Genomic DNA, 19,913 nt, shown 5'->3' with positions numbered 1-19,913 from the left:
GAGTTCAGGACCTTTTGCAGAGCAGCAATCGTCCGCCATGCGCGCGATATGGCGCGGCGGGCGGGATGGATCAACCGCGCGGATTTCAGTCGGCGCGCTTGTTCAGTTCGTCGCCCGTCAGCGTGACGACGTGCAGCAGATTGGTGCTGCCCGGCGTTCCGAAAGGCACCCCGGCGAGCGCGATCAGCTTGCTGCCCGCCTGGCCGAAACCGTGGCGCAGGGCCATGCGCTTGCCCTTGGCGATCATTTCTTCGAAGCTGCCGATATCCTTGGTCGCGACCGCATGAGCGCCCCACAACAGGCCGACCCGGCGCGCCGTTGCCATAGAGGGGGTCAGGACAAGCATCGGCACGCTCGGCCGTTCGCGCGCCACCCGGCGGGCGGTGCTGCCCGAACCGGTGAAGACGGTGATCGCCGATATTGCCACTGTGTCCGCGATCGTCATGCAGGCGTGGGACAGCGCATCGGCCGTCGTGCGGTCGGGCGGGGTGTCGAGGAAACGAACCCGTTCCAGATAGGCATCGTCGCGTTCGACCTGGGTGGCGATCTTGTCCATGATCGTCACCGCTTCTTCCGGCCATTCGCCGGCAGCGGTTTCCGCGCTCAGCATCACCGCATCGGCGCCGTCGTAAACGGCATTGGCCACGTCCGAAACCTCGGCGCGGGTCGGTGCGGGGCTTTCGATCATCGATTCGAGCATCTGGGTCGCGACGATCACCGGCTTGCCAGCGGTGCGCGCCTTGTTGACGATCTTCTTCTGCAGCGGCGGAACTTCCTGCGGTTCCAGTTCCACGCCCAGATCGCCGCGCGCGACCATGATGCCGTCCGCCAGTTCGACGATCTCGTCGATCCGGCGCACTGCCATCGGTTTTTCGATCTTGGCGCACAGCGATCCGCGCCCGCCCATCAGCTTGCGCGCTTCGGCCAGATCCTCGGGCCGCTGGACGAAGGACAGGCCGATCCAGTCCGCGCCCTGTTCCATCGCGAAGGCAAGATCGCGCCGGTCCTTCTCCGTCAGTGCGGGGATCGGCACTTCGGCATCGGGCACGTTCACGCCCTTGCGGTTGGAAATCACGCCGCCGACTTCGGCAGAGCAGAAAATCTCGTTCTCGTCCGCCCGGATCACCCGCAGGCGGATCTTGCCGTCGTTGATCAGCAGGCGCTGCCCCTTGGCCAGCAGGCCGAACAGTTCGGGGTGCGGCAGATGGACGCGGGTATCGTCGCCCGGTTCGGGATTGCGGTCGAGCGTGAAGTGCCCCGAATGGCGGATAACGGCCTGCCCGTCCCTGAATTCGCCCACGCGCAGCTTCGGCCCCTGCAGATCGCACAGGATCGCGATCGGGCGGCCGAATTCCTTCTCAAGGGCGCGGATCGCCTGCATCGTCTGGGCGTGCGTGGCATGGTCGCCGTGGCTCATATTGACGCGGAAGGCGTCCGCCCCGGCCCGGAAAAGCTTGCGCAGCATCTCCGGTTCACGGCTGGCGGGGCCGGTGGTGGCCAGGATCTTGACCTTGCGGGCGCGCGGATCGAGCTTTTGCATGTGCGATGCGCTATGCCAGACGAGTGTTGCAAGACAAGGAAAACGCGATGACGGATACGAATTCCTCCGACCCGCTCGACCGGCTCGACGATGAAGTGGCGGCAGCGGCCTTCCGCCGCCTGGTGCGCCACTTGCGCCACCGGCACGATGCGCAGAACATCGACCTGATGGGCCTGGCCGGGTTCTGCCGCAATTGCCTGGCCGACTGGATCCGCGATGCCGGCTATCCCGAAGACAAGGCGGCGGCGCGCGAATTGATCCACGGGATGCCGCAGGATCAATGGAAGGCCCGCCACCAGACGGCCGCGAGCGAGGAACAGATCGCGCGGATGGAAGCCAGCCTGACCCGCAATCGCGCCGATCTGCGTTAAAAAGGCGCAAGCTGTGGAAAGGCGGGTTCACCGTCCCCCACGCGCCCGCTAACGGACGGGCCGAACGATTCTTGCCTTATGCGGAGAAGCACCAGATGGCCGAAACCACCGACGATCGCCTGCGCCTGTTGATCGAGCGTATCGAACGCCTCGAAGAAGAGAAGAAGGGCATCGCCGACGATATCCGCGATGTCTATGCGGAGGCGAAGGCTGTCGGTTACGACACCAAGATCATGCGCCAGATCGTCCGCCTGCGGAAGATGACGCCCGATGACCGCGCGGAAATGGAAATGGTGCTCGATACCTACAAGGCCGCGCTCGGGCTGGGCTGACGGTCCTGCCGGTCGAGCCGTGGCGCTTTCCCGGAACGGCCGGGGCGCCACGGCGGTTGGTTCTGCATGTCCCCTCCAAGACAATGCAGGACCGACCGATGACCGAACAGGATTTGAAAACGTTCGACAAGGCACATATCGACGAAACCGCGGAAGAGCCGGAAATGCCCGGCCACGAATCGGCGCTGGAGCCGAAGCCTGAATGGCAGCCGCGCTATCCCGGATCGGGGCGGCTGAAGGGCAAGGTGGCGATCGTCACCGGCGGCGACAGCGGAATCGGCCGCGCCACCGCAGTGCTTTTCGCCCGCGAAGGCGCGAATGTCGCGATCGCCTATCTCGAAGAGCATGACGACGCCAACAGGACCCGCGAGCTGTGCGAGGCGGAAGGCGCGCAAGTGCTGCTGTCCGCCGGCGACCTGGGCGATCCCAAACACGCCGATGGGTTCGTGCGCGCGGTGATAGACCGCTGGGGCCGGCTGGACGTACTGGTCAACAACGCGGGCGAGCAGCACCCTGACGACGACGTGACCGACATTACCGAGGAACAGCTTCAGCGCACGTTCCAGACCAACATCTTCTCGATGTTCTACCTCACCCAGGCCGCGCGGCCGCATCTCAAGGCCGGCGCGGCGATCGTCAATTGCACCAGCGTGACGATGTACAAGGGGTCGGGCGGGCTGCTCGATTATTCGGCGACCAAGGGGGCGATCACCGCCTTCACCCGCTCGCTGAGCGAGAACCTGGTCGGCGACGGCATTCGCGTAAACGCGGTTGCGCCCGGCCCGATCTGGTCCCCGTTGAACCCGTGCGGCGGCGCACCGCCCGAAAAGGTCGAGCATTTCGGCGAAGACACGCCGATGGGCCGCCCGGGCCAGCCCAACGAAGTGGCGCCCGCGTTCCTCTTCCTTGCCTGCGAGGATTCGTCCTATATGTCGGGGCAGGTCCTGCATCCCAACGGCGGGATCATCGTCAACGGCTGAGGAGCGAACGGCAATGGCAGGCCCCTGGAAGGATGCGCGCGGAATTATCGTCACCACCACTCACACTGTGGAAGGGCGTCCGATCCAGGATTATCTGGGTGTCGTCACCGGCGAGGTGATCGTGGGCGCCAACCTGTTCCGCGATCTTTTCGCCAATATCCGCGACATCGTGGGCGGACGGTCGGGCAGCTACGAGCGCATTCTGCGCGATGCGCGCGAACAGGCGATCGAGGAATTGCAGGCCGAATGCGGATCGCGCGGCGGCAATGCCGTGGTCGGCGTGGATCTCGATTACGAGGTGATTGGCGATACCGGATCGATGCTGATGGTCTCCGCCAGCGGAACCGCAGTGAAGATCTGACGTGGATCGCGCCTTCGGAGTTGTTCGCCTGGGGCCGGGCGACTTGCGGCGATTTCGCAGGTTGAACGATCTGTTCGGCGAAGTTTTCGACGATCGCGAAAGCTATTGCCGCCAGCCGCCCGACGATGCCTACGCCGCGCGGCTGCTGGCGCGCAAGGACACGATCCTGCTGGCGGCGGAAGCGGACGGCGCGATGGTCGGCGCGCTTGCCGGCTATGTCCTGCCCAAGTTCGAACAGGCGCGGAGCGAGATCTATATCTACGACCTGGCCGTCGTATCCGCCTGGCGTCGGCGCGGGGTCGCGACCGGGCTGATCGATGAAGTGCGCCGGATCGCCCGCGCGGTCGGGTCCTGGGTCGTTTACGTCCAGGCTGATATCGGGGAAGAGGACGCCGCAGCGATCGCGCTGTACGACAGGATCGGCACGCGCGAGGAAGTTCTGCATTTCGATATCGCACCCTGATTGCCCGGCCCTTCATGCTCCGCTAGGAGCGGCAGACGATGCGGCCCGCGCCGGACGTGGTGCCCGCATGATCCACACAGATCGTAGGTGACCATGGCAGGCCATTCCAAATTCAAGAATATCATGCACCGCAAGGGTGCGCAGGATAAGAAGCGTTCGAACCTCTTTTCCAAGCTCAGCCGCGAAATCACCGTGGCGGCGAAGATGGGCGCGCCCGATCCCGACATGAACCCGCGCCTGCGGCTGGCGGTGAACAACGCCAAGGCGCAGTCGATGCCGAAGGACAATATCCAGCGCGCGATCGACAAGGCGAGTGGCGGGGACGAGGATAATTACGAAGAAGTCCGTTACGAAGGCTATGGCCCCGGCGGGGTGGCGCTGATCGTGGAGGCGCTGACCGACAACCGCAACCGCACCGCCACTGCCGTGCGCACGGCCTTTTCCAAGAACGGCGGCAACCTGGGCACCGAAGGATCGGTCGCCCACGGGTTCGAGCGCAAGGGCCTGATTGAGTACCCGGCCAGCGTGGGTGACGAGGAAAAGGTTCTCGAAGCCGCGATCGAGGCCGGAGCCGACGATGTCGAAAGCGACGAGGGCGGCCACACGATCTGGACCGAGATGGAGGCGCTGCACGAAGTCGCCGGCGCGCTGGAAAAGACGCTGGGCGAGGCGGAAAACGTCAAGCTGGCGTGGAAGCCCAACATCACCGTGGAAATGGAAGAAGGCCCCGCCGGCACCCTGCTCAAGCTGGTCGACGCGCTCGACGATGACGACGACGTGCAGACCGTGTGGGGCAATTACGAGATTTCCGACGAAGTGATGGAGAAGCTGGAGGCGTGAGGCGGATAGGGTGGGGCGCCGTGATCGCAATCGTGATCGGGCTGCTCTACCTTATGTTCATCAGGGGCTTTTTCATGCACGGTGATCCCGTGTGAGGCTGTACATTTCCAATCCCGTCACCCTGAACTGGTTTCAGGGTCCATTCCTCCACCCGCATCGCACGAGCGGGGAGGCACAATGGATGCTGAAACGAGTTCAGCATGACGGTTCGGGCGGATTGGCATCGGCATGATCATCCTCGGCCTCGATCCCTCGCTCTCCTGCACCGGCTGGGGCGTCGTGCGGGTGGAGGGCAGCCGCATCAGCCACGTCGCCAACGGGCAGGTGAAGACCGACCCCAAGGCGCCCATCGCCGCGCGCCTCTCGCATCTGGTGACGGCGCTCGACGCGGTGCTTGCGGAACACCGGCCCGACCGCGCAGCGGCGGAGGAGATCTTCCTCAACAAGAACCCGCAATCGACCCTCAAGCTGGCGCAGGCGCGCGGTGCGGTGCTGGCCGCCTGCGGTGGGGCCGGGCTCGACGTGCGCGAACACGCCGCGCGGCTGGTGAAGAAAGCTGTGGTGGGCACCGGCGGGGCGGACAAGCAGCAGGTTCAGGCCATGCTCAAGATCCTGCTTCCCGGCACCGCCGTCACCGGGCCAGACGCGGCGGACGCACTGGCCGTGGCGATCGCCGACGCGCATCTGGGTGGGAGGTAAAAGGCCGATGTTCCTGGTCGTTTTTCGCAATCGCAAGCGGGCCGATATCGACTATGCCGCTTACGAGGCGGACGCGCAGCACATGCTGGAACTGGCGCAGGCGCAGCCCGGCTTCGTCTCGTTCAAGAGCTACACCGCCGAAGACGGCGAAGTGATCGCGCTGTCCGAATGGGCCGATGAAGCCGCCGCCCGCGCCTGGGGCCGCATGGCCGAACACCGCCTGGTCCAGACCCGCGGGCGCGGGGAATACTACGAAAGCTACACCCTCTTCGCCTGCCCCGATCCCCGCGTTCACCGGTTCGGGGGTGGGGCCGGATAACGGGCGGCGCGGCGTTGCAGCTTTTCACTGCAGCCTGCAACGCCTGCCGCTTGCCCGTCAGTCGTTCGTCGCGCTGACGAAGATCATGGTGATGGCCGATGCGATGGCATACATGAAGGCGCCCTCCATCGATCCGGTTCCGATCTGCGTCTGCCACATCTGAAAGAAAGCGGCGCCGAAGCTCATGAAAAACCCGAACCAGACCAGCAGCGCAAGGCCCGCGGCAATCACGCCGCTTCGCTTGGCCGCGTGAAATTCTTCGGCCGTTGCCGAACGTGCTGCGAAAAGGTCCCAGCCGCCCTTGATACCGAAGAACGCCACGGCAAATTCTCCGATCAGGACCACCGCGAGCCCGATCCATGCGAGCAGGGGATTGCCGGTCTTGAAGAATATAGTCGCCGGATAGACCTCGTGATCCGCGCCGCTCAGGACATAGGCCAGAGCCCCGTGCGCGGCATCGATGTTGGCCATGTTCTGCAAGGCGTAGAACAATGCATGAAGCCCGATGAAAAGAACGAGCGCCGATTTCAGAAGTCTCACCATGACAAAACCCTCCCCTTCGCGAAACCTAGCAGGGGAGGATCGCTGCGGCAAAGCGCGCAACTGGCGTTGCCCGCAGGCAGGGCGACCGGGCCGCATGGGCCCGATCCGCGCTTCCATCGTCCTTGGCACCCCGTATCGCCTTGCGGAGCGTTCCTCCGGCTTTTACGACCGGCGCCCAAGGCACGAGGTATCGAGATTCATGACCAGCATTCACTTCTACGGCATCCCCAACTGCGACACGGTGAAGAAGGCGCGCAAGTGGCTTGATGCGCGCGGGGTGGATTACGTGTTTCACGACTACAAGAAGGAAGGCGCCGATCCGGCCCGGCTGCGCGAATGGATCGCGGCCGTGGGGGTGGACACAGTGCTGAACCGGCGGGGGACGACCTATCGCAAGCTGTCCGACGCGCAGAAGGCCGATATCGATGCGGACAAGGCCGTCATGCTGCTGCAAGAACAGCCGAGCATGATCAAGCGCCCGGTGGTCGAATATCCGGGCGGCCTGCTGGTCGGTTTTGCGGAGGATGAATGGGACGCAGCCTTTTCCTGAGTGCGCCGGCGCTGATCGCCGCCGTCTTCGTCCCGTCGGCCATCCCCGCCGTCGCGCAGGATTTCGGCCAGCCGCTGGTGATCGCCCATCGCGGGGCAAGCGGCGAACGGCCCGAACATACGCTGGCGGCTTACGAACGGGCGATCGACCAGGGCGCCGACTATATCGAGCCTGACCTAGTCGCGACGCGCGACGGCGTGCTCGTGGCCCGGCACGAGACGGAAATTTCGGGCACGACCGACGTGGCCGAACGGCCCGAGTTCGCAGACCGCCGCCGCACCCGCACGATCGACGGGCACACCGTAACCGGCTGGTTTGCCGAAGATTTCACGCTCGCCGAACTGCGCCGCCTGCGCGCCAAGGAGCGCCTGCCCGCGCTACGCCCGACCAATGCGCGTCACGACGGCCTCTATCAGGTGCCCACGTTTGCCGAGATCATCGCGCTGGTCCGCGCCAGGGAAGCGGAAACCGGCCGCCGTATCGGCCTCTATCCCGAACTCAAGCATTCGGGGCACCTGCTGGCGGAAGCGGGGATCGACACGGTCGATCTGCTGCTGCGCGAGCTTGCGGCAGCGAAAATCGCGCCGGACGACCCGATCTATATCCAGAGCTTCGAGATCGCGCCGCTGCGCCGGCTCGACGCGGCCAGCGATTACCGGCTGGTGCAGCTCGTCGCGGCAGAGGGCGGGCCGGCGGACGCGCCGGATATGCGCTATGCCGACATGGTGACGATGGCCGGCACGCGGCGGATCGCCGAATATGCCGACGCGATCGGCGCGGACATCCGCCTCGTGATCGAAATCGATGGCACGCCGAGCGGGCTGGTCAGCGCCGCCCATGCCGCCGGGTTGCAGGTCCATGCCTGGACCTTGCGCAAGGAGAATGCCTTCCTCCCGCCATCGCTGCGGCAGGGAGATGGCGATGCCTTGCGCGGCTGCCCGGAGAAGCTCTGGACCCTACTCGCGCGGACGGGGGTCGATGGTGTCTTTACCGACGATCCCGCGATCGCGGTGGCTGCGCGCGCCGGGGCGACCTGCCCGGCCTAGGCGCGGCTGGCCGTAACGATGTAATTCAGCGCGAGGTCGCCCGACAGGTGCAGCCCCCTGGTGGGCGAGAACGCGATGCCGCGCGGTTCGCCCATCGTCAGGCCGGTTTCGGCCAGCATGTCGCGCAGTTCGTCGGGGGTGACGAAATCGTCCCAGTGGTGGGTCCCGCGCGGGATCGCGCCGGCCGCCTCTGCCGCGCCGACCAGCAGCACGCGCGAACGGGCGGTGCGGTTGGGGGTGGAAAGGATCATCAGCCCGCCCGGTGCCAGCCGCTCGGCCAGCGCGGCGAGGAAGGCGCGCTTGTCCGCGACATGTTCGATCACTTCCATCGCGGTGACGAGATCGAACGTGCCGAGATCGAGCGTCGTGATCTCGCCGGCGATGTAGCGGATGTCGAGCCCGGCCCCTTGCGCATGATGCGCGGCGGCGGCGGCGTTCTCGGGCGCGGCGTCCACGCCGGTGACTTCGGCGCCCAGGCGGGCCAGCGGCTCGCACAGCAGCCCGGCACCGCAGCCGACGTCGAGCGCGCTGCGCCCGGCAAGCGGCCTGGCCCCGCGCGGATCGCCCGCCCAGTGGCCGTCGATCGCATCGCGCACGAAGGCGAGGCGAACGGGGTTGAGCCGGTGCAACATGGCAGAGGACCCTTTCGGGTCCCACCAGTCGTGCGCCAGCGCGCCGAAATGCTCGGCTTCGCCGGGGCGGATGGTTTGGCCGCCCGTAGAATTGGTTTCACCCGAGATTGTTGCATCGCCCATGCGCCCCCCCTAACAGCGCGCAAGGACCGGCACCAGCGCCCGCAGGCACGGCGGGCATCAATGCAGGGGAGCGACGAGACTTGGCGCGCATAGTGATGAAATTCGGCGGCACTTCGATGGCCGGGACCGAGCGCATCCGCCGCGTCGCCAATATCGTGCGCAAGCAGCAGGCGGCCGGGCACGAAGTGGCGGTGGTCGTTTCCGCGATGGCGGGGGAAACCGATCGCCTGGTCAATTTCTGCCGCGAGGCCAATGCGCTTTACGATCCGGCCGAATACGACGTGGTCGTCGCCAGCGGCGAACAGGTGACCAGCGGCCTCCTGGCGCTGACGCTGCAGTCGCTTGGCTGCAAGGCGCGCTCGTGGCTCGGCTGGCAATTGCCGGTTCGCACGGTGGAAGCTCATGCTAAGGCGCGGATCGACGCGATCGATCCCGAGGCCCTGATGTCTTCGATGGCAGCGGGCGAGATCGCGGTCATTCCCGGCTTCCAGGGCATTGGCGACGATGGGCGGCTGACGACGCTGGGGCGCGGCGGTTCGGATACTTCCGCGGTCGCCGTCGCGGCGGCGGTCGGGGCCGACCGATGCGATATCTATACCGATGTCGACGGCGTCTATACCACCGACCCGCGGATCGTGGCCAAGGCGCGCAAGCTGAAGGCCGTGACGTACGAGGAAATGCTCGAACTCGCATCGGTCGGTGCGAAAGTGCTGCAGACCCGCTCAGTCGGCCTGGCGATGAAGGAAGATGTCCGGCTCCAGGTCCTGTCCAGCTTCATCGGTGACGATGCCGCGGCGGCGGACGATATTCCCGGCACGATGATCGTTTCCGAAGAAGAGATGAACCAACTAGTGGAGAAGGGCGACATGGAACGCCAACTCGTCACCGGCATTGCGCACGACAAGAACGAGGCCAAGGTCATTCTCACCCGCGTGCCCGACAAGCCGGGGGCGGTCGCCTTCATCTTCGAACCGCTCGCCCAGGCGTCGATCAACGTCGACATGATCATCCAGAACGTCGGCCGCGACAAGGGCGAGACCGACGTGACCTTCACCGTTCCGCAGGCCGATCTGGCGCGCGCTCAGGCGCTGCTGGAGGATCGGCGAGGCGACATCGGCTTCAACCGCATCATCACCGATTCGAAGATCGCCAAGATCTCGGTCGTCGGGGTGGGCATGAAAAGCCATGCCGGGGTCGCCGCGACGATGTTCCGCTCGCTGTCCGATCGCGGGATCAACATTCAGGCGATTTCCACCAGCGAGATCAAGGTTTCGGTGATGATCGACGAGGATGAGACCGAGCTTGCGGTGCGCGTTCTCCACACGGCCTACGGCCTCGATGTGGACGACGAGGCGGCATAGCAGACGGTTAACTGCTCGTTCGGTCACACCGGCTAACCATTCCTTAACTCGCCTGGTCGAGCCTCTCCCGAAAAGGAGCGGTGAATGGCGATTTCGGCACATCTGGAAGATGAAGGGGCGCCGGGGGGCAAACCGCGCGCACTGCGCCGGACCTTGCGTTTCGAAACGATCGGCAGCGACCAGTCGGGCGGCGGACGCCCGGTGCGGGTCCACAACGCGTCCGCAACCGGCCTGTTGCTGGAAAGCGAGACCGAACTGGCTGTCGGCGATCCGATCGACATCGACTTTCCCGAAGCGGGCATGGTCGCGGCGCGCGTGGTCTGGGCGAGCGACAATCTGTTCGGTTGCCGTTTCGACGAGCCGCTGTCGGCCGCGGCGCTGTCTGCCGCCCAGTTGAAGAGCGAAAGCGGCCTCGACCTGGGCGAACCGAGCCAGCGGCCGCAGGCGCTGGGCGAATCGTTCGGTGGCCGTCTCCAGCGCCTGCGCAAGGCGCGCGGCTTGACCCTTGCCGAGCTGGGCGATCGCCTGGGTGTCAGCAAGCCCACGGTGTGGGCGTGGGAAAAGGGCAAGGCGCGCCCGCTCGACAGCCGGATCGCGGCGATTGCCGAAGCGCTGTCGGTGCCGCCGGACGATCTCGGCGATGCGCATGAAAGCGCGGATGTGCGCGAAACGCTGGGGCGAAGCCGCGATGCGATTGCCCGCTCTTACGGCGTCGAGCCGGGCAAAGTCCGCATAATGATCGAATTGTAGGCAGTGCCTATACGCAAATCTTACAGCGTGGCGATGAATGACTCCACAAATCGCGCTCTTTGGTTAATGTAAAGACAAGGTGATTCGATAGTTAGATAACTTTAGTTAACACGATTAACGGGCTTATCTTACTTTCTGTCTTATCTTGTTGGTAATGCGCCCGCCGATCTTAATAAGGGCGCATGCCGGGTTAACTGCAAATAACAGGGCTGGGGCGCACACAATGATTCAGGACTTTACCCTCCACGAGGGGGCGGCACTTTATGGGCTGCTGGCGGAGGGGGAGCGCGACATCGTGCTCAAGCTCGACCGAGCGGGGTTCGTCGTACATGCCTCTTCGGGGATCGAGCAGCTTGGCATCGCCGGCCCCGACAGGCCGGCAAGTCCCCATCTCGCGGATCTGGCAGAACCCGGTCGGGCCGATGCGGTCCATGCCTATCTCGATACGGTCATGCACGATGGCGGCGCGCCCGGATGGTTCGAATTCGCGGCGCGGAAAGCCGACGGCGGAACCGCCTGGTTCACGCTGCAGCTCCGCCCGTTGCTCGATGGCGAGGGGGCGGTCTACGCCGCGGTCGGCATCATGCGGTCGATGGAAGAACGGCGGGCGCTGGAAGAACGCCTGTTCGCCGCTTCGATGACCGATCCGCTCACCGGCCTTGCGAACCGGCGGGCCTTCCACACCATGCTCGGCCATCTGGTGGACCGCCGCGCGGGCGGCTCGCTTGCTCTGTTCGATATCGGCCATCTGCACCCGCTATGGCTGCGCCACGGGGCAAGCGAGGGCGATCGCATCATTTCGGCCTTTGCCGATCTGCTGCGGGCGCTCCTCCACCGCGATCACATTCTGGCCCGCATCGGGGACGAGCGCTTCGCCGTTCTGATGCCCGACGATGCCGCCCCGGCTGCCGAGGCGGTTGCCACAGCGACCCTGGCGGAGCTGGACCGGGCGACCGACAAGGACGGGGTCGCCGGCGCGATCGATCTCAGGGCCAGCGTGGGGATTTCCGCCATATGTGCGGATGCGGACGAAACCCTGCGCCGGGCGGAGCTGGCGCTGGTTCATGCCCGCGCCCGTGGTCGCGGCCAGGTGGAGCGGCGCGACGCGCTGCTGGGACATCGGCGGCGCGCCTGACACGGTTGCCGGCCGCTTCGTCCCGGGGCGCACGCGGCGGCGAATCCGGCATGGTCGCGGCGCGCCATTCGCGCTAGATCGCCGGCATGGCTTTCACTACGAAAATCCTCCTGCTGGGTGCCGGAGAGCTTGGCCGCGAGTTCGCGATTTCGACAAAGCGCCTTGGCGCCTGGGTCGTGGCCTGCGATGCCTACGACAACGCCCCCGCGATGCAGGTTTCCGACGCGCGCGAGGTGTTCCCGATGCTCGACGGCGCGGCCCTGCGCGCGGCGGTGGAGAAACATCGGCCCGACTTTATCGTGCCCGAAGTCGAGGCGATCCGTACCGAGATGCTGGTCGAGCTGGAGGGCGAAGGGTTCAATGTCGTCCCTTCCGCTCGCGCGACGCAGCTGACCATGAACCGCGACCGCATTCGCGATCTCGCCGCCGGGGAACTGGGGCTGGCGACTTCGCGCTATCGCTATGCGGAAACGCTGGAGGACGTGCGCGCCGGGGCCGGGCACACCGGCTTTCCCTGCGTGATCAAGCCGGTCATGTCCTCGTCCGGCAAGGGGCAGAGCAAAGTCGACGATGCCGCCGGGCTTGAGGCCGCCTGGAACCATGCCGTCGCCAATATGCGCGGCGATCGCCGGCGCGTGATTGTCGAGCAGTTCGTCGACTTCGATTACGAGATCACGCTGCTGACCGTGCGGACGCGGGACGGGGTCCTGTTCTGCCCGCCGATCGGCCACCGGCAGGAACGCGGCGACTATCAGGAAAGCTGGCAGCCCGCCGCGATGACCGACGCCGCGATCGCCGCGGCGCAGGACATGGCGCGCAAGGTGGTGGACGATCTGGGCGGCTATGGCCTGTTCGGGGTCGAGTTCTTCGTGCGCGGGGACGAGGTGATCTTTTCCGAGCTGAGCCCGCGGCCGCACGATACCGGCATGGTGACGCTGGTGAGCCAGAACCTCAGCGAATTCGACCTTCACGCCCGTGCGATCATGGGCCTGCCGATCCCCGCGCCGATCCGCGCGCGCCCTTCGGCCAGCGCGGTGATCCTGGCCGACCGCGACAGCGCGAACCTGCGCTATTCCGGGCTGGCGGATGCTCTTGTGGTTGCGGGCGGAACGGTCGACGTGCGCCTGTTCGGCAAGCCGACCAGCCGGCCCTGGCGCCGCATGGGCGTGGCGCTCGCCAGCGCGGGGGACACCGACACCGCCCGCCGCATCGCGGGCGAGGCGGCAGGCCGGGTCCGCATCGAATACGGGTGAGGCGGGCGGGGCACCGGTCCCCGCTCGCGACGCATCATTCGCCCGCCAGTTCCGCGACCAGTGCGGGGGCGGGGTAGATCGTTTCAAGCGCTTCCTGCACTGCGGCGGTCGACACGGCGACCGTGCGGTTCAGCGTCCCATCGTAACCGTAATTGCCGCCCAGCGAGTGGATATTGCCGTCGAAGGCGGCGCCGATCACGGTGCCGGCGCGGTCGATCACCGGGGAGCCGGAATTGCCGCCGATGATGTCGTTCGTGGTCACGAAGTCGTAAGTCGTATCCTTGTCGATCCGCGCCTCGTTGGCGGCGAAGGCGGGGGGCAGGTCGAACGGCGGGTTGCCGGTCGCGCGGTCGAAGGTGCCGCCCATCGTCGTGCGGATCGGAACCGCGTTGCCGCGCTCGGTCCAGCCCTTCACCTGGCCGTAGGAAATGCGCAGGGTGAACGTCGCATCGGGGTAGAGCGCGTCGCCATAGGCGGCGAAGCGGGCATCGGCCAGGCTGGCCCCGGCTGCCGCGAGCGGGCCGGAATACTGCGCATCGGACAGCGCCTTCAGCTCACGCTGGCGCGGGGCGAGGGCGAGGGCGTAGCGGATCATCGGATCGTCCGACGCCTCGATCGCTTCCAGCCCGCCGTCCCACAGCGCCTTGCGCACCGCGGGGTCGGCCAGCTTCGTGCCGTTGACCAGCCGCGCCGCGCGCTGTTCCGGGCTTTCGCTGCCGAGCAGAAGCTTCGAATCGCTATCGTCGACGCCGAGATATTCGCGCGCCTTCGACAGGCTCCATTCCATCGTCATTTCGTCGAGCCAGGGATAGACGGGCCGTTCGTCCAGCAGCCGTTTCCCGGTCAGCGGCAGCGCGCTGTCGGTATAGCCCGGCAGGCGCTGGGCATTGGGCTTGGCCCGTTCCTGCGCTGCGAAGACCAGCGTCTGGGCATAGCCGTAGAGATCGCCCGAAGGCTGGGTGAAGCGCAGCGGCAGATAGAGCGCGCGGTAGGCAGAGACTGCTTCTTCCACCGCGCCCCAGGGATCGCCGATATCGCCGTTGTCCGCGCTCTTCGCCTTCAGATCGGCTTCGGCGGCGGCAAGCTTGCCGGTGAAGGCCGGATCGTTGAGCGCCCTGGTCCGGCCGATATAGACCTTCAGGCTGTTTTCCACGCCCGACAGCAGATCCTGCCCTTCGCGGGCATGTTCGGGGCTTTCGTCCATCGCGCGGATCAGCCGGCCGCGCAGTTCGCTCAATGTCGCGAGCGTCAGCGGCAGGCGCACTTCGCGTTCGAAGGCGAGCTGGCTCTGGGTGAACAGGCGGCTGGTCGAACCCGGGTTGCCGACGACGAAAGTGATCTCGCCTTCTTCCGGCGCGCGCGGGTTCCATTTCAGATGGGCGGGGTTCGAAACCGGCTGCCCGTCTTCATAGGCGCGCAGGAACGAGGCATCGAGCGAGTAGCGCGGGAAATTGAAGTTGTCGGGGTCGCCGCCGAACGTCGCCGCCCGCGCTTCGGGGGCCCAGGCGAGGCGCACGTCCGAATACTTGCGATAGGTATAGAGCTTGTACTGTCCGCCGCCGAACAGGGTGACGACCTGGCACCGGGTGGTTTCGGTATCGGTGCAGTTTGCCGATTCGATCTCCGCAATCTTTGCGTCGCGCGCCTTGGTCAGCGCTTCGCCTGAAAGATTGCCGATCGCGCCCATGACATCGCCGGTCACATCGGAAATCGCGGTGACCACTTCGGCCTGCTGGCCGGGGCAGGTCAGTTCGTCTTCCCGCTGGCGGGCGGTGAACCCGTCGGCGAGGTAATCCTTCGCATCGGTCGAATTGTCGTAGAGGCAGCTCGCGATGCAGTGATGGTTGGTCAGGATCAGCCCCTCGGGCGAAACGAAGCTGGCCGAACAGCCACCCGTCAACCGGACGGAGGAATTGCGCACTTCGTCCAGCCACGCCTGATCCGGGGCCCAGCCGTAAGATTCGCGGACCTGATCGGCGGGAAAGCCGTCGAATGTCCACATCCCCTCGTCAGCGGCGGCCGGGGCGGCGAGCAGGGGAATGGCCGCGAACGAGGCGGCGGCGAGCAGGGCGGTACGGGTGGTCATGAGACATTATCTCCCAAATTCGTGCTGGGGGATGTGTTCTCTTCCGCGCTCCGAAAGTCCAGCGATTTTCCCTGCATGGGCCGCTGGCGGCTCTGACAGGAAAGGGCCCCCGGCATCCGGTGCCAGGGGCCCTCACGGCGGCGACAGGGATCAGGCCGCCTTGTGGTACCGGGCGTAAGCCACGTCGCTGCGGTCGGCGTTCATCACCTTGGTCCAGGCGTTGACGAAATCGCGCACGAATTTCTCCTCGTGCCCGGTTTCCGCATAGACTTCGGCGATCGCGCGCAACTGGCTGTTCGAACCGAAGATCAGATCGGTCCGCGTCGCGCGCCATTTCTCGTCGCCGCTGGCGCGGTCGTGGCCGACGAATTCCTCGTCGCCGCTCTCGTCCACCACTTCCCAGGCGGTGTTCATATCGAGCAGGTTGACGAAGAAGTCGTTGGTCAGCTGCCCCTTGCGATCGGTGAAGACGCCGTGTTCGCTATCCTGATAATTGGCGCCCAGCACGCGCAGCCCGCCGATCAGGACGGTCATCTCTGGTGCCGACAGGCCGAGCAGCTGCGACCGGTCGATCAGCAGGTCTTCGGTCCGCACGCTCATCTTGGTTTTCAGATAATTGCGGAACCCGTCGGCCTGGGGTTCGAGCGGTTCGAAGCTTTCCACATCGGTATGCTCGTCGCCGGCATCGCCGCGCCCGCCGAGGAACGGCACCTCGACATCGAAGCCGGCATCGCGCGCCGCCTTCTCGACCGCGGCGGTCCCGGCCAGGACGATCGCGTCGGCCATCGACAGGTTGCCGCGCAGCGAATCGATCGTGCCCAGCACTTTCGCCAGCTCGTCCGGCTCGTTCACCGCCCAGCCTTTCTGCGGGGCCAGGCGGAGGCGCGCGCCGTTGGCACCGCCGCGATGGTCGGACTTGCGGAAGGTGGAGGCGGATGCCCAGGCGGTCTTGACCAGCTGGCCGACCGACAGCCCGCTATCGAGGATCTTGTCCCTGAAGGCGACGACATCGCCGTCCGACGGCATCGTCCCGGCGGGCACAGGATCCTGCCAGATCAGATCCTCTTCCGGCACGTCGGGGCCGAGATAGCGAACCTTGGGCCCCATGTCGCGGTGGGTCAGCTTGAACCAGGCGCGCGCGAAGGCATCGCGGAACGCCTCGTGATCGTTGCGGAACCGTTCGGAGATCCTGCGATATTCCGGGTCCACCTTCATCGCCATGTCGGCGGTGGTCATCATGGTCGGCACCTTCTTGGAAGGATCGTGCGCCGCCGGCGCCATGTCTTCTTCCTTCTGGTTCACCGGCTGCCACTGGTTCGCCCCGGCGGGCGACTTGACCAGTTCGTATTCGTAATCCAGCAGCAGGCGGAAGTAGTTGCCGGTCCATTCGATCGGGGTGTTGGTCCACGATCCTTCCAGCCCCGAAGTGATCGCGTGTTCGCCCACCCCGCTTTCGTAGCCGCTGGTCCAGCCGAGGCCCTGGAAGGCGATGTCGGCCCCTTCCGGGTCCGCGCCGACCAGCGAGGCATCGCCCGCGCCGTGGCACTTGCCGAAGGTGTGGCCGCCGGCGGTCAGCGCGACGGTTTCCTCGTCGTTCATTGCCATGCGGGCGAACGTTTCGCGGATGTCGCGCGCCGAACCTTCGGGGTCGGGCTCGCCGCCCGGCCCTTCGGGATTGACGTAGATCAGCCCCATCTGGATCGCGGCGAGCGGGTTTTCGAGCTTGAGTTCCTTGTCCGGGTCGATGCGGGTCTGCACGCCTTCGCTGACCCACTGTTCTTCCGTGCCCCAGAACACGTCGGTTTCGGGTTCGAACACGTCCTTGCGCCCGCCGCCGAAGCCGAAGACCGGGCCGCCCATCGATTCGATCGCGATATTGCCGGTCAGCACGAACAGGTCGGCCCACGAGATGTGCTTGCCGTATTTCTGCTTGATCGGCCACAGCAGGCGCCGCGCCTTGTCGAGGTTGGCGTTGTCGGGCCATGAATTGAGCGGGGCGAAACGCTGCTGCCCGCTGGAGGCGCCGCCGCGCCCGTCACCGGTCCGATAGGTCCCCGCCGCGTGCCAGGCCATGCGGATGAAGAACGGGCCGTAATGGCCATAGTCCGCCGGCCACCAGGGCTTGCTGTCGGTCATCAGTGCCCGCAGGTCGCGCTTGATCCCTTCGTAATCGAGCGCGTTGAAGGCTTCGCAGTAATCGAAATCGTCTCCCAGCGGATCGGCGCTGAGCGATCCCTGGTGCAGAATTTCGAGCTGGAGCGCATCGGGCCACCAGTCGCGGTTGGTGCGGCCCAGCAGGCTGCGTACGCCGCCATCGCCGCTGAAGGGGCAGCCGCCCCCGGGAATCGATCCAGTTGCTACGTCCATCTTGGCATCCTCCGGTTCTGTGGGCCGTCCAGCGGCCGTGCGAGTCGATACAGTCGGGAGGCTACGCCTGCGTAACAATCGAGCAAAGCAATTAACTCCTGTCAGGCTAATCGACGAATCCGATTGAATATCGCGCGATCTTCCCCCTCTTGAACAAGGGCCAAGGCGCGCGACGGTTCCCGGCAGGCTGTCTGGGCACTTGCCGCTCCGCCGTACGCGCCCTAAGCGCGCGGCGATGACAGACTATCCCAAGACAGGCCGCCTGATGCAGCGCGGCACCGATTTCCTCGGCTGCGAGACCGCGATCCTGTGCGGCGCGATGAGCTGGGTGTCCGAACGCAACCTGGTTTCCGCGATCAGCAACGCGGGCGGTTTCGGCGTGATCGCCTGCGGCGCGATGACGCCCGAGCTGCTCGATGCCGAAATCGCCGCGACGAAGGCGATGACGGACAGGCCCTTCGGCGTGAACCTGATCACGATGCACCCGCAGCTGTTCGACCTGATCGAAGTCTGCTCGCGCCACGGGGTCGGGCACGTCGTCCTGGCCGGCGGCATTCCGCCCAAGGGCAGTGTCGAGGCGATCAAGGGCGGGGCGAATCCGGCCCGGGTGATCTGCTTCGCGCCGACGCTGGCGCTGGCGAAGAAGCTGCTGCGTTCGGGCGTCGATGCGCTGGTGATCGAGGGGATGGAGGCGGGCGGCCATATCGGCCCGGTGTCCACCAGCGTCCTGGCGCAGGAAATTCTGCCTGCGCTGGCGGAAGAGCATCTGATCTTCGTCGCCGGCGGGATCGGCAAGGGGCAGGCGATTGCCGGCTATCTGGAAATGGGCGCCGCCGGGGTTCAGCTGGGCACCCGCTTTGCCTGTGCCACCGAGTCCATCGCCCATCCCGATTTCAAGAAGGCGTTCTTCCGCGCCAGCGCGCGTGATGCAATCACCAGCGTGCAGGTCGATCCCCGCCTGCCGGTGATCCCGGTCCGCGCGCTGCGCAACAAGGGCACCGAAACTTTCACCGCCAAGCAGATCGAGGTTGCCGGCAGGCTCGACCGCGAGGAAATCGCGATGGGCGAGGCGCAATTGCAGATCGAGCATTACTGGGCCGGCGCGCTGCGCCGCGCGGTGATCGATGGCGACGTGGAAGGCGGCAGCCTGATGGCCGGCCAGTCGGTCGGCATGGTGCGCGAGGAAGAGCCGGTCGCGCAGATCGTCGCCACCCTGATGGCCGAATGCGAAGAGGCGCTGGGACGCCGCTGACGATGGCCGAGCCGCTGATCCTGACCCTGAGCTGCGCCGACCGGCCCGGCATCACCGCGCAGGTCACCGGCCTGCTGTTCGAACGCGGCGCCAATATTCTGGAGGCGCAGCAGTTCAACGACCGGGCGAGCGATGCCTTCTTCATGCGGATTGCCTTCGATCCCGGCCAATCCGATGCGGAAAGCTTCCGCGCGGCGTTCGCGCCTTTCGCCGAAGAATGCGCAATGCGCTGGAAGCTGGTCCGGCGCGACCGGGCGCGGCGGGTGCTGATCATGGTCAGCAAGTTCGATCACTGCCTCGCCGACCTGCTCTATCGCTGGCGCATCGGGGAATTGCCGATCGACCCGGTGGCGATCGTTTCCAACCACCCGCGCGAGGCGATCAGCCACACCAATATCGGCGATATTCCCTTCCACCACCTGCCGGTGACCGCCGCGACCAAGGCGGAGCAGGAAGCGCAAGTGCGCCGGATCGCGGAAGACAGCGATGCCGAACTGGTGATCCTGGCGCGTTACATGCAGATCCTGTCCGATGGGCAGGCGGCCCATTTCGCCGGGCGCTGCATCAACATCCACCATTCGTTCCTGCCGGGGTTCAAGGGGGCCAGGCCCTATCATCAGGCGCACGCGCGCGGGGTGAAGATGATCGGCGCGACCGCGCACTATGTCACCGCCGACCTCGACGAAGGGCCAATCATCCACCAGGACGTGGAACCGATCACCCATGCCGACAGCCCGGACGAACTCGTCCGCAAGGGGCGCGAGATCGAAAGCCGCGTTCTGGCGGAGGCGGTGCGCCTGCATGTGGAAGAGCGCGTCGTGCTGAACGGCGCGCGTACGGTCGTCTTCCGCAACTGATTCCCGCCCGGCCGGAAACGGATCGCGTTCTCGTGCCTTCTATCAGGCAGGAG

The 19,913-nt window shown here is 66.0% G+C and carries 21 protein-coding genes; 16 read left to right on the top strand and 5 right to left on the bottom strand.

What is annotated here, in order from left to right:
- Positions 1–85 precede the first annotated feature (85 nt).
- Complete coding sequence (gene pyk / locus AM2010_RS09980; protein WP_047806929.1) at positions 86–1,540, bottom strand: pyruvate kinase; 1,455 nt, start codon at positions 1,538–1,540, stop codon at positions 86–88.
- A 47-nt stretch (positions 1,541–1,587) separates the two neighbouring features.
- On the opposite strand from pyk, the gene AM2010_RS09975 reads away from it, so the two are divergent.
- The 8 genes from AM2010_RS09975 to AM2010_RS09940 all read left to right on the top strand — a co-directional run bounded on the left by AM2010_RS09975 (position 1,588) and on the right by AM2010_RS09940 (position 5,905).
- Positions 1,588–1,911 (top strand): DUF1244 domain-containing protein, encoded by a 324-nt coding sequence (locus tag AM2010_RS09975; protein ID WP_082132993.1) that lies wholly within the window; start codon positions 1,588–1,590, stop codon positions 1,909–1,911.
- 95 nt (positions 1,912–2,006) lie between these two features.
- Positions 2,007–2,243 (top strand): DUF2312 domain-containing protein, encoded by a 237-nt coding sequence (locus tag AM2010_RS09970; RefSeq protein ID WP_047806927.1) that lies wholly within the window; start codon positions 2,007–2,009, stop codon positions 2,241–2,243.
- 164 nt (positions 2,244–2,407) lie between these two features.
- Complete coding sequence (locus AM2010_RS09965; protein WP_047807892.1) at positions 2,408–3,223, top strand: SDR family oxidoreductase; 816 nt, start codon at positions 2,408–2,410, stop codon at positions 3,221–3,223.
- A 13-nt stretch (positions 3,224–3,236) separates the two neighbouring features.
- A complete protein-coding gene (locus AM2010_RS09960) occupies positions 3,237–3,584 on the top strand; it encodes a heavy metal-binding domain-containing protein (protein WP_201784075.1) in 348 nt (115 codons plus the stop codon).
- Position 3,585: 1 nt separating this feature from the next.
- Positions 3,586–4,047 carry an AAC(3)-I family aminoglycoside N-acetyltransferase gene (locus tag AM2010_RS09955; protein WP_047806926.1) on the top strand — a complete coding sequence of 154 codons (462 nt, stop codon included), beginning with the start codon at positions 3,586–3,588 and terminating at the stop codon, positions 4,045–4,047.
- A gap of 93 nt (positions 4,048–4,140) precedes the next feature.
- Complete coding sequence (locus AM2010_RS09950) at positions 4,141–4,887, top strand: YebC/PmpR family DNA-binding transcriptional regulator (protein WP_047806925.1); 747 nt, start codon at positions 4,141–4,143, stop codon at positions 4,885–4,887.
- 228 nt (positions 4,888–5,115) lie between these two features.
- A complete protein-coding gene (gene ruvC, locus AM2010_RS09945) occupies positions 5,116–5,586 on the top strand; it encodes a crossover junction endodeoxyribonuclease RuvC (protein WP_047806924.1) in 471 nt (156 codons plus the stop codon).
- Positions 5,587–5,593: 7 nt separating this feature from the next.
- On the top strand, positions 5,594–5,905 hold the full coding sequence (locus AM2010_RS09940; RefSeq protein WP_047806923.1) for an antibiotic biosynthesis monooxygenase family protein: 312 nt from the start codon (positions 5,594–5,596) through the stop codon (positions 5,903–5,905).
- A 57-nt stretch (positions 5,906–5,962) separates the two neighbouring features.
- On the opposite strand, the gene AM2010_RS09935 is transcribed toward AM2010_RS09940, so the two are convergent.
- Positions 5,963–6,448, bottom strand: coding sequence for a DUF2165 family protein (locus AM2010_RS09935; protein ID WP_047806922.1), 486 nt, complete (start codon positions 6,446–6,448; stop codon positions 5,963–5,965).
- Between the two features lie 199 nt (positions 6,449–6,647).
- Between AM2010_RS09935 and AM2010_RS09930 the strand changes: the two genes are divergently transcribed.
- Positions 6,648–6,998: an ArsC family reductase gene (locus AM2010_RS09930; RefSeq protein ID WP_047806921.1), complete on the top strand. Its 351-nt coding sequence runs from the start codon at positions 6,648–6,650 to the stop codon at positions 6,996–6,998.
- Positions 6,977–8,044: a glycerophosphodiester phosphodiesterase family protein gene (locus tag AM2010_RS09925; protein ID WP_047806920.1), complete on the top strand. Its 1,068-nt coding sequence runs from the start codon at positions 6,977–6,979 to the stop codon at positions 8,042–8,044. The genes AM2010_RS09930 and AM2010_RS09925 overlap by 22 nt, the downstream gene beginning before the upstream one ends.
- Here AM2010_RS09925 and ubiG read toward each other — a convergent pair.
- Entirely contained in the window at positions 8,041–8,799 is a 759-nt protein-coding gene (gene ubiG / locus AM2010_RS09920) for a bifunctional 2-polyprenyl-6-hydroxyphenol methylase/3-demethylubiquinol 3-O-methyltransferase UbiG (protein ID WP_047806919.1), read from the bottom strand. The two genes, AM2010_RS09925 and ubiG, sit on opposite strands and share 4 nt — an antisense overlap.
- Before the next feature lie 80 nt (positions 8,800–8,879).
- Between ubiG and AM2010_RS09915 the strand changes: the two genes are divergently transcribed.
- From AM2010_RS09915 to purT, 4 genes are all read left to right on the top strand, one after another.
- Entirely contained in the window at positions 8,880–10,160 is a 1,281-nt protein-coding gene (locus AM2010_RS09915; protein WP_047806918.1) for an aspartate kinase, read from the top strand.
- A gap of 84 nt (positions 10,161–10,244) precedes the next feature.
- Entirely contained in the window at positions 10,245–10,910 is a 666-nt protein-coding gene (locus AM2010_RS09910; RefSeq protein ID WP_047806917.1) for a helix-turn-helix domain-containing protein, read from the top strand.
- A 223-nt stretch (positions 10,911–11,133) separates the two neighbouring features.
- On the top strand, positions 11,134–12,045 hold the full coding sequence (locus tag AM2010_RS09905) for a GGDEF domain-containing protein (RefSeq protein ID WP_047806916.1): 912 nt from the start codon (positions 11,134–11,136) through the stop codon (positions 12,043–12,045).
- An 86-nt stretch (positions 12,046–12,131) separates the two neighbouring features.
- Positions 12,132–13,298 (top strand): formate-dependent phosphoribosylglycinamide formyltransferase, encoded by a 1,167-nt coding sequence (gene purT / locus AM2010_RS09900; protein WP_047806915.1) that lies wholly within the window; start codon positions 12,132–12,134, stop codon positions 13,296–13,298.
- A 34-nt stretch (positions 13,299–13,332) separates the two neighbouring features.
- On the opposite strand, the gene AM2010_RS09895 is transcribed toward purT, so the two are convergent.
- Both AM2010_RS09895 and katG read right to left on the bottom strand, forming a co-directional pair.
- The gene (locus AM2010_RS09895; protein WP_047806914.1) at positions 13,333–15,384 is read right to left on the bottom strand and encodes a S46 family peptidase; all 2,052 of its coding nucleotides are present in this window, start codon (positions 15,382–15,384) and stop codon (positions 13,333–13,335) included.
- A gap of 150 nt (positions 15,385–15,534) precedes the next feature.
- Entirely contained in the window at positions 15,535–17,751 is a 2,217-nt protein-coding gene (gene katG, locus AM2010_RS09890; protein WP_047806913.1) for a catalase/peroxidase HPI, read from the bottom strand.
- A 235-nt stretch (positions 17,752–17,986) separates the two neighbouring features.
- Here katG and AM2010_RS09885 point away from each other — a divergent pair, with 235 nt between their 5' ends.
- Together AM2010_RS09885 and purU are read left to right on the top strand one after the other, a co-directional pair.
- A complete protein-coding gene (locus tag AM2010_RS09885) occupies positions 17,987–19,003 on the top strand; it encodes an NAD(P)H-dependent flavin oxidoreductase (protein ID WP_047806912.1) in 1,017 nt (338 codons plus the stop codon).
- A gap of 2 nt (positions 19,004–19,005) precedes the next feature.
- The gene (gene purU / locus AM2010_RS09880; protein ID WP_047806911.1) at positions 19,006–19,860 is read left to right on the top strand and encodes a formyltetrahydrofolate deformylase; all 855 of its coding nucleotides are present in this window, start codon (positions 19,006–19,008) and stop codon (positions 19,858–19,860) included.
- The last annotated feature ends 53 nt before the right edge of the window (positions 19,861–19,913 follow it).

The sequence above is a fragment of the Pelagerythrobacter marensis genome, assembly GCF_001028625.1.
Classification (GTDB): domain Bacteria; phylum Pseudomonadota; class Alphaproteobacteria; order Sphingomonadales; family Sphingomonadaceae; genus Pelagerythrobacter; species Pelagerythrobacter marensis.
Note: the sequence above shows the minus strand (reverse complement) of the source record. Positions and strands in the feature narration are given on the sequence as shown.

Coding starts and splice junctions, on each gene's coding strand:
- AM2010_RS09960 (WP_201784075.1), top strand. CDS start 3,237: ATGGCAGGCCCCTGGAAGGATGCGCGCGGAATTATCGTCACCACCACT.
- purU (WP_047806911.1), top strand. CDS start 19,006: ATGGCCGAGCCGCTGATCCTGACCCTGAGCTGCGCCGACCGGCCCGGC.
- AM2010_RS09925 (WP_047806920.1), top strand. CDS start 6,977: ATGGGACGCAGCCTTTTCCTGAGTGCGCCGGCGCTGATCGCCGCCGTC.
- ubiG (WP_047806919.1), bottom strand. CDS start 8,799: ATGGGCGATGCAACAATCTCGGGTGAAACCAATTCTACGGGCGGCCAA.
- AM2010_RS09905 (WP_047806916.1), top strand. CDS start 11,134: ATGATTCAGGACTTTACCCTCCACGAGGGGGCGGCACTTTATGGGCTG.
- AM2010_RS09895 (WP_047806914.1), bottom strand. CDS start 15,384: ATGACCACCCGTACCGCCCTGCTCGCCGCCGCCTCGTTCGCGGCCATT.
- AM2010_RS09940 (WP_047806923.1), top strand. CDS start 5,594: ATGTTCCTGGTCGTTTTTCGCAATCGCAAGCGGGCCGATATCGACTAT.
- AM2010_RS09935 (WP_047806922.1), bottom strand. CDS start 6,448: ATGGTGAGACTTCTGAAATCGGCGCTCGTTCTTTTCATCGGGCTTCAT.
- ruvC (WP_047806924.1), top strand. CDS start 5,116: ATGATCATCCTCGGCCTCGATCCCTCGCTCTCCTGCACCGGCTGGGGC.
- AM2010_RS09950 (WP_047806925.1), top strand. CDS start 4,141: ATGGCAGGCCATTCCAAATTCAAGAATATCATGCACCGCAAGGGTGCG.
- AM2010_RS09885 (WP_047806912.1), top strand. CDS start 17,987: ATGACAGACTATCCCAAGACAGGCCGCCTGATGCAGCGCGGCACCGAT.
- katG (WP_047806913.1), bottom strand. CDS start 17,751: ATGGACGTAGCAACTGGATCGATTCCCGGGGGCGGCTGCCCCTTCAGC.
- AM2010_RS09930 (WP_047806921.1), top strand. CDS start 6,648: ATGACCAGCATTCACTTCTACGGCATCCCCAACTGCGACACGGTGAAG.
- pyk (WP_047806929.1), bottom strand. CDS start 1,540: ATGCAAAAGCTCGATCCGCGCGCCCGCAAGGTCAAGATCCTGGCCACC.
- purT (WP_047806915.1), top strand. CDS start 12,132: ATGGCTTTCACTACGAAAATCCTCCTGCTGGGTGCCGGAGAGCTTGGC.
- AM2010_RS09965 (WP_047807892.1), top strand. CDS start 2,408: ATGCCCGGCCACGAATCGGCGCTGGAGCCGAAGCCTGAATGGCAGCCG.
- AM2010_RS09970 (WP_047806927.1), top strand. CDS start 2,007: ATGGCCGAAACCACCGACGATCGCCTGCGCCTGTTGATCGAGCGTATC.
- AM2010_RS09910 (WP_047806917.1), top strand. CDS start 10,245: ATGGCGATTTCGGCACATCTGGAAGATGAAGGGGCGCCGGGGGGCAAA.
- AM2010_RS09975 (WP_082132993.1), top strand. CDS start 1,588: ATGACGGATACGAATTCCTCCGACCCGCTCGACCGGCTCGACGATGAA.